The following is a 13,299-nucleotide window of genomic DNA, read 5'->3' on the forward strand; positions in this document are numbered from 1 at the left end:
GCGCAAGCACTTTGATTGGTAACCGTTAACAATAATTATATTTTACATATAGCTTTCACTCTTAATCCTATTTTACTGATTCCCATTTGATTACAGTCAACGTTTTTAATTAACCTTTATCGATTTGTTTGATTAGTTATTCATAATAAGATTACTTTAGTACTGCTATTAATTAATACATCTAATGAATTACTTTTCCAAAAAACCTATTGGAGTTATAAGCTTTTTTATAAAACCCAAATCAAAACGATTAAAATTAACTTTTGTAATCTTTTTTTCTCTTTTGCTGTTTGGTTACCTGCCTTATTTTACTGGCTCAGGTTTATCATCAGCAAAAGCTATTGCGCCATACTCTAATGGAGTGTTTCCGCAAGCAATAGATACAGACTTAGATGCAACCTATAGAGTTGCATTTCCCAACCTTACGTTTTTCTACCCAATAACCTTTAGAATGGTCCCTAATCAAGACAAAATTGTATTAGGACAACTCAATGGTATCATATATTGGTTTGAGAATGATGAAAGTACAATGAACAAAAATCTGTTGCTCGATCTTTCTGCTGAAGTTGGTTTAGTGTCAGATGGTGGATTTTTAGGGTTGACCATACATCCAGATTTTGATGCGGCTGTAAATCCTCAAAACTATTTTTATATCTATTATGCAACTAAGAATGGAAATGGTCAGGATTCCCCACCTTTTGGTGGATACACCAGTCAAGGTTGTTCTTACAGTGATAATGAATATGAAGGCAACTATTTAATTCTAGAACGATTCGAAGTAAATCCTACTACGATGACTTTTGTCAATAACTCCAGAACCACACTATTAAAAAACAGAATGTATGGCACAACACACTATGGTGGCGGCATGGATTTTGGTGATGACGGATTCCTATATCTCACTACTGGTGATATGGCTTCATGGAAAAGATCCCAGGATATTATAAATAATCTCGCTGGTGGAGTTTTGAGACTAGATGTAGATAAAGACCCAACAAAAAGCCACCCACCAATAAGAACTAAGCCTAATGATGCTGGTTACCCTGGTGAAATAACTGGTGTTGAATATTGGATACCAAATACAAATCCTTTCTCTGATACTACACCTGGTTCTACAAGCAATATATATGGGCAACCTAATTTAACGACTTCAAACCCAAATGATGTTTATGCACCTGGTGATTTCTTTGAAGAGTACTATAGTATTGGCCTAAGAAATCCTTTTAGGATGACAAAAGATAGTCAAACTGGTACTTTTTATATTGGCGATGTAGGTTTAAATAATCGTGAAGAAATAAATGTACTTGGTGTAAACTCAAATTTTGGATGGCCACTCTATGAAGGTGATATTACTGGGCCTGGCTGTTATTCAGACCTGTTCAATGGAATGGATCATCAAGGACCATTAGTTGATTTTGGTCATGATATAGTAAACTCAATAACTGGCGGATATGTTTACAGAGGAACTGGCATCCCTGAATTATTTGGAAAATATATTTGTGCTGATTACGGAGGAGGTGATGAAATATTTTCTGTAGATGTAGGTTCTGGTGATTATGAGCAAATTGGAACATTCTTACCCGAAGATATTATTTCTTTTGGTGAAGATGACGAAGGTGAACTTTTTATATTAAGACTAGGCTTTGCCACAAATATCTATAAACTTATTGATGATGATTTAGATTATGGCCCACCGCCACAAACACTTTCGCAAACAGGTATTTTTTCTGATTTAGCAACACTAGATGTCATTGATGGTTATGTGCCTTACGAACTCTATGAATCTTTCTGGTCTGACGGAGCTTTAAAAAAACGATGGATTGCTGTTCCTAATAATGACGGAATACATAGTGGGCCTAACGAACAAATCAAGTATTCTGAATATAGTGACTGGGAATTCCCACCAGGTACTGTAATAGTTAAGCATTTCGATTTACAAATAGATGATAACGATCCTTCAGTCACAAGGAAAATAGAAACAAGGGTGTCTGTTGTTGATGAAGTTGGTGAACTATACTTTTTAACTTACAATTGGAATGATGATGAAACCGAAGCTTATCTACAAGCCTCAAGTTTAGATGAGCCTGTTGACATTGCAACTACTACTGGAGGAACAAGAACACAAACTTGGCATTTTCCTTCAAACTCAGACTGTATAAATTGTCATAATCATGCGAATAACGGTGTACTTGGTCTAAAATCAAGATACTTAAATACCGATTATACTTATGATGAAACCGGTCTTACCGCAAATCAATTGGTAACATTGAGTCATATAGGTGTTATTGATGAATCCATTGTAGATTCTGACACCCCAAATATTTTTACAAACAAATCCCTGCAAGATTCAAACGCTACTTTAGATGAGAAAGCAAGGTCCTATATGGACTTAAACTGTGCCTATTGCCATAGACGCGATAACAGTATTAGAACAAATTTCGATCTAAGATCTTTTAATAACCTCGAGTCTACTGAGTTATTAACAAGTGGTATTTTAACGCCCTTAGGTATAGATCCTAACGAAGAAATAGTATTTCCTGGTGATGCCTCTAAATCTATATTACATCACAGAATGAATAGTGTAGATGTGGCTGTAATGATGCCACCAATATCAAAAACTATTATAGACCAACCAGCCGTAGATCTTATAGAGCAATGGATTAACCAGCTTGATGGAGACAGCATGGATACAGTTAATAATCCAAATCCGTTAATTAATTTAGCGCTACTGCCTTCTGCAGAGTTAAGTGGATATGTTGCTCCCGGTGAAGGCCGAGGCACACCGTTGGATATCCTTTACGATCCACTGGCTATGGAATACAAAGTTACCTCAAGTTTTGCTGAATATGGAATTCCATATAATGGGTCAGGTAATAATTTAGGAACAGTAGATGCTGAAAATGGATTTTATTGGCAGGTTGACTGGCCAGAGCCAAAATTTGTGAATTACATAACATTTGGCGGTTCTTATACAAATCAACCACAACCCTATACTATGTGGAGAGTAAGTTACTTGAGAGATGGTGATTGGATTACAATTGAAGAAGGTCAAGGAGGTTGGATAAATAATGATACTGGTCAGAATTTCATCAACACAGCTATTTATGAATGGGGAGATGAAAACCAAATCCCAATATATGCTGAAGCAATACGGCTACAATTATATAGTGATGGAATTCATGATTTATATCGTATTCACTTAAGAGGAAGAGGTGGCAGTACACAGTCAAGTGATGATGCAGACATAAACACAGAACCAAAAGCATCTTTGGTTCAATTTAAACCGTTTAATAACCCTACTTCAATAGATAATATAGTCGTTGGTCAACAAACACCTTGTGATGCCGCTGATAATTCATATTCACAAGAATTAATCGTAACCTATACCAATCCACCGGCAACAGGGTCTTTAATTGTAAATGGTCAATCTTTTCCAATAACTGCAAGTCCACAGACTATAACATTGTCAGGGTTAGATTCTGATAGCAATGGTGTAGAGGTTACGGCAGAATTCACGGATGGTTATAACACACTTTATAGAAGTAATGGTGTATTGTTTACAGCTCCTGATGATTGCAGTAATCTAATTGTAGGTGTTGATGAAAGTATGACTATCAATGGTGATTATACAGTCTCTTCAACAGGAAGCATTCAGATTTTAGAAGGTGGCAGTTTAACAGTTAATGGAAATTTAACTATCGACGGAGATGTGACTTTAAATTCTATATCTACCAAATATTCTAGTTTAATAGTTACAGGAACAACAACTGGAACTATCAATTATAAGAGATATATCAATGCCTTTAACGGATCCACAGGGAACGATTTAATATCGCCTCCATTGAAAAATGAAAACTTTGGTAATTTCGCTGCGGACAATCCAAATATTTTTGAAAATCCAAGCAATCCTGACCAAAAATTATATGGTCCATTTAATGAAGCAGCTGGTAATTATGAGATATATTCAGTTTCGGTCAATTCAAGTACAGATCTAACATCTGGTATTGGTTATAGAGCAGCAAGGGATAGTACTGAGGATGGAACTTATGGTAATACATTCACCTTTACCGGAGAAATAGAAACAGGAATTGTCAATGTGCCTATAACAGCATCTGGATCTTCATTTGACGGCTGGAATTTAGTTGGAAACCCATATCCTTCGTATATAGATTTTGATACCTTCTTTGCACTTAATGGTGATGAATTGGATGTCGCTTCGTATAAAGCTATTTATGGATATGACGGTAATGCATCAGATGGTTGGACCATATTAAATAATGCTACCACAGGTAATTTGATAGCTCCAGGACAAGGATTCTTTATAAAAAGTAAATCTGGCGGAGGCACAATAACTTTTACACCTGCAATGAGAACGTCTGGAAATACTGACGATTTTATACAAGGACGAGAGTCTTCATCCGCTCATCATGGTTATTTAAGGTTAACAGCAAATTTTAATACATCATCACATTACAGTACAGATTTCTATTTTAATGACAATGCGTCCCTTGGGCTAGATCCAGGTTATGATGCGTCATTCTTTAATAATAGTGTACCTGCATTGTCAATTTACTCTCATTTGGTTGAAGGAGATTCAGGTGTTGCTCTAGCAATACAGGCATTAGAAAGTAATGCAATAAATGATGTTACTATTCCACTTGGTTTAAACGCTAGTCAGGGACAGAATATAACCATTAATATTGGAGAAACTGATTTAGACCCTTCCATCAATGTATATTTAGAAGACACCGTTAATAACACCTATACTTTGTTAAATGACAGTAGTTATAGTTTCACTTCAGATACAGCTTTAAATGGTATTGGTAGGTTTTATCTAAGGTTTGAAGGAGACGCTTTAAATATTTATGAGACTCCTTTAGATGCTCTAGAGATATTCACCAACCAAAGCAATAAGACCATTGTTATTGATGGTCAGTTAGAAACAAAGACAGGTTTTAGACTGTATGATATTAATGGCCGTATGATATTAAATAACTCTTTAAATTCTGCAAGTACTAAGCAAGTGATTAATGTAGAACATCTAACAAGTGGAGTATATATTATTGAAATTACATCAAATAAAAACAGAAAAAGAGTACAGAAACTGGTTGTTAACTAATGTAATAGAATATTTTAATTTCAAAAAGCACGACACTATAGTCGTGCTTTTCTATTTGGTATCATTTTAGATTCATATAAGTTAATCATCTTTTGAAATAAGCTAAAAGCATTTTATTTAAATATTTAAATTTGAGTAAACCTCAAAAAAGATAAGATGGAAATTATATATGAATATCATGATGTAGAGTCTAGTGATAGATTAGAAGCATTTACAAAGGAAAAATTGGACGTCATTAAAGAACGTTATGATTTTGTCATTAGAGCAGATGTGTTTTTTAGAACAGAGAACACAAGCAGTGATGAAACCGGAAAAAAATGCAGTATAAGGCTAAGCGCACCAGGTCCTCGCCTATTCGCAGAATCATCTCATGACAATTTTACTGATGCCATATCAGAAACTGTAGATGAACTCATTAGACAGTTGAAAAAAAGAAAAGAAAAAATGAAAACCTATTAAATTATGGGAGTGATAAGTAGAGATAAAAATCAAATTAATTGCATTTATGCTAGTGTATCTGACTTTGGTAAACAAATACCAGGTTATCTAAAGTCTAGCGATAAAGACATACTTCTTAAGGATATTTCTAAAACAATGCCAAGCACTACACAATGGCACGAATTGATAGAGAATGCCAGTATTGATGCAAAAGATATTGTAGATTTTTCGCAAGTTGAAAATATATCAGAACAGTCGGATCTAGATCAATCTGGCTACGTTAATGTTATAGAAAACAATCCAAAAGCACTTAGTGGTGCCTTTATAGTTAATGGAGACAAAACCAGTTACATGAAAACCGTAACAGAAGTCCTAAAATATTTTGATGTAGATAGTGCAGGATTGGAAAAAACCTTCCATACAGAAGATCCTACAATTAGTAAAACAACAGATGACGATAAATTCGTTTGATTTAATATTATATTTAGCGCATAATGAAACAAGAAACATTATTGCGTTATCAAGGATTTAGCAAGACTCCTCTCCTTTGGAAAGAGTCTTTTCTTTTTCCATATAAGCAACTACACTTTAACTTAGAGCGTACCACTATTGGAGAATCTCTATTTAAAGAAAATATACGTTTAGGAAAACTAGTTGAGGAATTTACTTTTGACCAGTTAAAACAGCATCCTAATGTCAATTGGATTGCCGAGAACATTCAAATACAAAACGGTAAGGCAACTACTGGAGAAATAGACGCCTTATTTCATTTTAACAACCAACCCATACATTTAGAAATTGCCTATAAATTTTATCTCTATGATACATTGGGTGATTATGATAAACCGGTCTCCTATTGGATTGGTCCAAACCGAAAAGATTCACTAGTTTATAAATTGAACAAGTTAGAGAATAAACAATTTCCATTGCTCTATAACCCAAATACAAAAGCTTATATAGAGGATTATGGGCTTAAGGTTGATGACCTTAATCAACTAATCTATTTTAAAGCCCAGCTCTTTTTACCATACAATAAAAGAAGCATTCCTATAAAACCACTGAATACTAATTGCGTTAATGGATATTATTTTCCATACAACACATTAAGAAGTTTTTCAAGATTAACATTTTATATTCCTGAAAAGTTGGATTGGTTAGTTGTTCCTCATATCGATGTGGATTGGGTGAATTACGAACAAGCTCAAATAGAAATTGAACAACACATCAACCAAAAGCGTTCTCCGATGGTTTGGATACGACATAACAAAGATGAAATCCATAAATGTTTTATAACTTGGTGGTAGTGAAACATAGTTGCTTCAAAATATATAAACCTTATGGCTATTTAAGCCAATTTGTAAACAATCAGAACAAAAGAAGAAATAAAAAGCTACTGAACGAACTGTATGAGTTTCCCGAAGGTATTATGGCTGTTGGCAGATTAGACGAAAAATCGGAAGGCTTATTGCTGCTTACCACAGATGGTAAATTCAGCAACCATATCACAAGCTCTAAAATTGAAAAAGAATACCACGTTCTGGTTGATGGTGTAATCACTCAAAACACTATTGACAAGTTGACAAAAGGTTTAGAAATTTCAGTGAATGGAAAACCGTACCTCACAAAAAATTGCAAAGCCAAATTATTGAATGACACCTCACATATCGTTGAGCGCTTTGTTAGAGACAGTAAACATGGACCTACATCTTGGTTGAGTATTACGTTGACAGAAGGAAAGTTTAGACAAGTCAGAAAAATGACTGCAAAACTGGGATACCCTACGCTGCGTTTGGTACGAGTACGTATTGGTGATTATAAATTAGAGACTATGAAACCAGCCGAAGTTATAGAAATTAGTTGTTAGACGCTTGGTCTCCACTACTCTTGTCCTCTTCAGAAGTTTTTTCTTCAATAGTTACTTTTTCGTTGTGAAAAACTATAATGGCCTTAACGCCTGTGAGTAAGTTCCATTCTTTAGAAGAAATAACTTTTCCTTTATCATCATAAACAATAAATTCAGCAGTGTTAGGACCAGATTCTCCTTGGTTTAAAGCTTCAATTTCAATGGTATTTTTACCTTCTGACAAATTAACCTCTACACGTCTATAATCACTTCTTAGCAATAAATTATTTTGAACAATGTAGCCATTAATATATATTCTTACACGGTCACCATCAGGATATTCGTGATCTCTACAAACAATATTCACAAATTTGGTATCTACGCGGTGCTCACCAAGAAACTGATCAGACATAGTTTTTATGACGCCACCCTTTTCTAAGTCCTTACTCCAGCGCTTTTCAAAAATCTCACCTGGATCCTTAAGACCATCTTGTTCGGTCATTGAAAACGGTTTTTCAGATTCCTTAAAAATGAATTTCTTTTTTTCTTCAGACTCACCACTAGACTTGTCTTCTTCCTTATCGAGCTTTGGAGCTACCTTTATCTTAACTGGTATGGAATCTTTCTTTATCTTAGAAGGTTCAGCCGGAATACGAATAGATTTGTTTTCCTTGTCCTTAACTTCTTTTGCCTTTTCCTTTTCTTGAGAAAAAGACATACTGCCGCATAATATGCAGAAAAAGAGTAATATGAGTTTAATAGGTCTCACTTGTATATTAGACGAGTTTATGTTTGTAAACTTGTGGTACAAAAACCATACCTACTTCAAAATAAACGTATAAAACTGTAATTCCTTACAAAAAAACGTTAAAACTTACCGTTGAAACTTATACGGAGTTTACGGTTATACTCCTCAAACAACCAATCTTTATAATTCTGAGTACTGTTCATTATACAGTAACAGTATTGCTTTATACGGTATGCTATTTCATCCTGAAGATGTTTGGTTAAATCTCGAGCATCAAAGACATCTTCACTATTTTCAATACAGATTTTTGAGTGCTGCTCAATAGAGCGTTCTATAACCGTAAAGGACTTTTTACCAGAACCTATGACCTCTTTATATTCAGCTTTCACATCAAAATCTAGGGATTCTGAGTTTTTAAACTTCTCTTTTAGACTGTCTGGCATTACGTAAACAAAATCACGCTCTAAGTCTTCATCATCAACAATATTCTCTAAATATAAATCAGGATATTTAAAAATATGTTTCCAATCCACGGGTTGGCTCCAAGGTCCAAAACGAGCTATGTTATTTCCTAAATCTATAACCTGAAACGTCGTTCTATCCTTATAAATTCTACTTCCACGACCAATCATCTGAAAATACAAGGTCAATGAACGTGTCGCTCTATTTAGGATAATGGACTCAACAGAAGGCTCATCAAAACCTGTGGTTAAAATACTAACGGAAGTCAACACAGCATCAGGTGTATGCTTAAACCATTTTAAAATATCTTTTCGCTCTTGCTTACCAGCTGTGTTATCTAAATGGCGAACATTATATCCCGCTTTTTTAAACGTGTAGTAAACTTCCTTAGAAGTGTAAATACCATTGTTAAAGATTAAGGTTTTCTTTCCTTTGGCCAATTCCTCATAAGCCGCAAGTAGTTTGGTCTGCATTAAACTATTGGTGTATAATGCCTCCGAAGATTTTACGGTATAATCACCATTAATGCCAATCTTTAATGTGGTTAAGCCCACATCGTAATGATAAACATCTGCATTCGCCAAAAACCCGTTTTTTATTAATGTAGAAATATCGTCACCAACAATTAGCTTATCGTAATTGTCTTTCATTGGTAACTTTATATTACTACTCAGAGGTGTAGCTGTAACTCCAAGAATAAAACAGTTTTCAAAGAACTTAAATAGTTTTCTGAATGAATTGTAATGGGCTTCATCAATAATAACTAAACCTACATTCTTTAATTCAAAATCCTTGTCTGAAAGTCGATTGTTTAAGGTCTCGACCATGGCGACGAAGCATTGGTACTCGTCTTGGTCTGGTAAGGTCTTAACCTTGCTGTTAATCACTTTATTCTTAACCTTGAAACCAGAAAGCACATTAGAAGTTTGTTTGCACAGTTCAATTCTATGGGTAAGAATGACCACCTTCTTTTTATGCGTCTCTATATAACGTCTAACGATTTCAGAAAAAATAACCGTCTTACCACCACCAGTTGGTAATTGGTAGAGTAGATTAAAATCATCAGACTCTTCTTCCATCACATCAAAAATGCGATTCAGGTCTTTGATTTGGTAATCGTACAGTCTCTTTTCTGTTATAGTTTCGTTTATCGTTTCTGTTGACATAAAAATATCTCCCTCCAAGGTTAATTTTGCAAAAATAGCATATTGTAAGGGTTTTTGGAATGAATTGTTAATAACCTTTAACAAGATTGGTACTGTTATTGTGCTTAAGAAAACATTAACATTTTAAATATTTTATATTATGAAATCATTTCGAAGACATTCTGCGACGGTCAACGCAGGATCCATGGCAGACATTGCCTTTTTGTTACTCATTTTCTTTTTGGTAACCACGACCATCTCAGCAGACAAGGGCATTTTAAGACAATTGCCACCAGATGACTGCCCAACGGGTAACTGCTCGGACGTTATTCGCGAGAGAAATTTGCTTAGGATTTACCTTAACAGTAATCAGGAAATTTTTATCAATGAGAATGTTGTTAATCTTGATGAAATTCAAGAATTGGTAAAAGCATTTGTAGATAATAATGGTTTATCAAATTGTGATTATTGCGAAGGAAACAAATTAGCCGAGTCATCAGAACATCCGACTGAAGCTGTAATTTCCTTGAGTCATGATGCCTTAACAAAGTACCATTTGTTTATCTCTGTACAGGACGAAATAAGCAAAGCTTTTTACGATTTAAGAAAACGGTACATTAAGGAAAAGTTTAATAAAACACCTGAGCAGATTACCGATGCAGAATTCAAAATGGTGAAAAAAGCCTATCCGTTTATTGTTTCTGAAGTGATGTTAAAACGCGATTAATGGATTGAATCTTGTATGGGAATGCAATATTCTATGTTTACCTTTCTTTTGCCCCAATTTCTTGCTTTTTTTACATCCACTCCCATATAAATATCGATGCGTTTTCGCCAACGTCTGTTCATTTTATCTTTTACAAGAAACAAACTATCGAAGCCTTCAATTTTTACAACGGTGTTATGCACCAGACCAGAATCCAATAAATCTCTAGACACAGCAATATATCTAAGACCTGGCTTAAGGCTGTCACCAAATGCGGTAATATTAGGATTAGAATTGGTTTGGTATGCCAAGGAATTATATGCAGTCGCCGTAACTTCAAACGAATTAAAAACGCACTTCTCCTCTACTTCGTTTTTACAACAAACTAAAAACACAATTAATAGTAAAGGGTACAATCGCTTTCCCATTCAATAAATATACGCTTTATAGTTAAAATTTGTTAAATCATTACCTTGTTATGCAAAGTACTGTAACATTTTAATTTATGGGTCGTCTATTAAGTAGAAATCAATTAAAAAACGAGAAATCATGAGAACTTTAAACAGCAATCAATTATCAAGTACATCAACGGAAACTAAAAGTTTCAATTGGAACAGTAAAAGACGTTATAGATAATAACGTAATTCATCAATCAGCGCTGAACTTGTTTCAGCATCTAAATCAAATCAATTATGAGAAGTTTATCTAAAATTGTCAATACATCTAACAGTTTAGATGATGACTTAGAAACCATTAAATTATGAATTGGATTAATCGTCCAATTGAGTTTAAATAAAGAAACCAATACAGTAAATGTGTTGGTTTCTTTGTTTTTGGCTATTTTTATTGAAAACTAACTCACATGAAAACCAAACTACTCCCTTTTATTTTTATACTATCAATTTGCTTTACCAACTGCAAGTCTGAAGTCTCAGAAAAAGAACAACTCATTGCTAATGCTAAAGATATACATGAACGTGTGATAACACTAGATACACACTGCGATATCAACGTAAAAAACTTCACTGATTCTTTAAACTATTCCCAACGATTAGATAATCAGGTAAATCTCCCAAAGATGAAAGAAGGTGGATTGGATGTCGCTTGGTTTATTGTTTATACTGGTCAAGATTCTCTTACCAAAGCTGGTTTTGAAAAAGCTTATAATAACGCAATGTCTAAATTTAATGCGATTCACAAACTCGTTGATGAGATTGCGCCCAATGAAATTGAATTGGCCTTGACTTCAGATGATGTTAGGCGTATTAATGCCAAAGGTAAAAAAGTAGCCATGATTGGTATTGAAAACGGCTACCCTGTTGGTTTAGACATTAATAACGTTGAAAAATTCTATAATCTTGGTGCACGTTATATGTCCTTGTCGCATAATGGTCATAGCCAACTTTGTGACAGCAACACTGGTGAAAAGGATGATGAATGGTTGCACAACGGATTAAGCGATATGGGAAAAAGAGTCGTAGCAGAAATGAATCGTGTAGGTATGATGATAGATGTATCACATCCTTCAAAAGAGGCGATGCGACAAATGGTGGAATTAAGTAAAGCTCCAATAATTGCCTCCCACTCTTCCGCGAGAGCATTGTGCAATCACAGCAGAAACTTGGATGATGAGCAATTGGGCTGGTTAAAAGAAAATGGTGGAGTTGTACAAACGGTCGCCTTTAAATCTTACCTCAATACCGAAAAGTATGAAGCACATAATGAAGCCCTTAAAGCGGTTGAAGCGAAAGTAATGGATTCTTTAGGCACACCATTGATTGAACGTAGCGAAGCAAGAAAATTGCCTGAAGTTGAGCGAGAGGCTTATTATAACAATTATGTAACCATGAGAAGTATTGTAAGAGAAAAAGCTAAATCCATGCCTGACCTCCCTCCTGCAGTCGATGTCGGAGATTTTGTAGATCACATTGATTATTTAGTAGAGAAAATTGGGATTGATCATGTAGGTATCAGTAGTGATTTTGATGGTGGTGGCGGCATTGAAGGTTGGAGCGACGCCTCAGAAACCTTTAATGTAACTTTAGAACTGGTAAAACGTGGTTATACAGAAGAACAAATAGAACAATTGTGGAGTGGTAATCTATTACGTGTTTTGGATGAGTGTGAGGCTGTGGCTAAAAAATTCAAGCAATAGAATAACTTATTTCAGTACTTTAAAAAACAAAAGCCAGCGTTTGCTGGCTTGTTTTATTAACAGTGATCTCAAAAATTAAGAAATCTTTATTTGTTTTAAAGGTTTCTTTTTGGCTTCATCACGTTTAGGTAACATTACCTTTAAAATACCTTCTTCGTATTTGGCTTCAATCTTATCTGTTTCAACAGTTTCAGGCAATGAGAACGTACGCTTAAACGATGAGTAACCAAATTCACGTCTCGTGTAGTTTTCATTGGTATCCTCATTTTCTGTATTTGACTCAGCAGAAATGGATAATAATTGGTTGTCTATGTTGACATCAAAATCAGACTTTTTTAAGCCTGGAACAGCCATTTCCACAATATATTCGTCATCATTATCTAATACATTAACCGCTGGTAATGTAATACCAGTATTAAAATTTGAAACAAATTCGTTCCCAAAACTCTTGTTGAAAATATCATCCATCCAAGATGATAAGCTCGGTAGGGATCTAAAACCTAAACTTGTATTTGAGTCACTACCATTGTTAGAAGTTTTAACTAAATTACTCATAAGTTTTAAAATTTTAAATTAAACATTTATTTCACTCTATTAAATGCAAAATAAATGCCATTCAAAAAAGACTGAAAAAATTTCATAAAAACTGACATTTTTTCAGTTAACTTACTTGTTAACAGATG

General features: G+C 34.5%; 11 protein-coding genes. 7 read left to right on the forward strand and 4 right to left on the reverse strand.

The window, feature by feature from the left end:
* Positions 1-184: 184 nt before the first annotated feature.
* The 5 genes from F1003_RS02040 (at position 185) to F1003_RS02060 (ending at position 7,421) form a co-directional block, all read left to right on the forward strand.
* Positions 185-5,119, forward strand: coding sequence for a DUF8693 domain-containing protein (locus tag F1003_RS02040; RefSeq protein WP_155087533.1), 4,935 nt, complete (start codon positions 185-187; stop codon positions 5,117-5,119).
* A 156-nt stretch (positions 5,120-5,275) separates the two neighbouring features.
* The gene (gene hpf, locus F1003_RS02045) at positions 5,276-5,578 is read left to right on the forward strand and encodes a ribosome hibernation-promoting factor, HPF/YfiA family (RefSeq protein ID WP_155087534.1); all 303 of its coding nucleotides are present in this window, start codon (positions 5,276-5,278) and stop codon (positions 5,576-5,578) included.
* 3 nt (positions 5,579-5,581) lie between these two features.
* The gene (locus F1003_RS02050; RefSeq protein WP_155087535.1) at positions 5,582-6,028 is read left to right on the forward strand and encodes a hypothetical protein; all 447 of its coding nucleotides are present in this window, start codon (positions 5,582-5,584) and stop codon (positions 6,026-6,028) included.
* A 23-nt stretch (positions 6,029-6,051) separates the two neighbouring features.
* Entirely contained in the window at positions 6,052-6,861 is an 810-nt protein-coding gene (locus F1003_RS02055; RefSeq protein WP_155087536.1) for a DUF1853 family protein, read from the forward strand.
* Positions 6,861-7,421 (forward strand): pseudouridine synthase, encoded by a 561-nt coding sequence (locus F1003_RS02060; RefSeq protein WP_368732347.1) that lies wholly within the window; start codon positions 6,861-6,863, stop codon positions 7,419-7,421. The genes F1003_RS02055 and F1003_RS02060 overlap by 1 nt, the downstream gene beginning before the upstream one ends.
* Here the strand turns inward: F1003_RS02060 and F1003_RS02065 are convergent.
* Entirely contained in the window at positions 7,411-8,118 is a 708-nt protein-coding gene (locus F1003_RS02065) for a hypothetical protein (RefSeq protein WP_155087538.1), read from the reverse strand. The genes F1003_RS02060 and F1003_RS02065 overlap by 11 nt on opposite strands.
* 149 nt (positions 8,119-8,267) lie before the next feature.
* A complete protein-coding gene (locus F1003_RS02070) occupies positions 8,268-9,776 on the reverse strand; it encodes a DEAD/DEAH box helicase (RefSeq protein ID WP_155087699.1) in 1,509 nt (502 codons plus the stop codon).
* A gap of 139 nt (positions 9,777-9,915) precedes the next feature.
* Here F1003_RS02070 and F1003_RS02075 point away from each other — a divergent pair, with 139 nt between their 5' ends.
* Positions 9,916-10,482, forward strand: a complete 567-nt coding sequence (locus tag F1003_RS02075; RefSeq protein WP_155087539.1) for an ExbD/TolR family protein — start codon at positions 9,916-9,918, stop codon at positions 10,480-10,482.
* Here the strand turns inward: F1003_RS02075 and F1003_RS02080 are convergent.
* Positions 10,479-10,889, reverse strand: coding sequence for a 3D domain-containing protein (locus F1003_RS02080; protein ID WP_155087540.1), 411 nt, complete (start codon positions 10,887-10,889; stop codon positions 10,479-10,481). The two genes, F1003_RS02075 and F1003_RS02080, sit on opposite strands and share 4 nt — an antisense overlap.
* Before the next feature lie 434 nt (positions 10,890-11,323).
* Between F1003_RS02080 and F1003_RS02085 the strand changes: the two genes are divergently transcribed.
* Entirely contained in the window at positions 11,324-12,616 is a 1,293-nt protein-coding gene (locus F1003_RS02085; RefSeq protein WP_155087541.1) for a dipeptidase, read from the forward strand.
* A 75-nt stretch (positions 12,617-12,691) separates the two neighbouring features.
* On the opposite strand, the gene F1003_RS02090 is transcribed toward F1003_RS02085, so the two are convergent.
* Positions 12,692-13,171, reverse strand: coding sequence for an Hsp20/alpha crystallin family protein (locus F1003_RS02090; RefSeq protein ID WP_155087542.1), 480 nt, complete (start codon positions 13,169-13,171; stop codon positions 12,692-12,694).
* Positions 13,172-13,299 lie beyond the last annotated feature (128 nt).

The organism is Winogradskyella ouciana (genome assembly GCF_009709615.1).
In the GTDB taxonomy this organism is placed as follows: Bacteria; Bacteroidota; Bacteroidia; order Flavobacteriales; family Flavobacteriaceae; genus Winogradskyella; species Winogradskyella ouciana.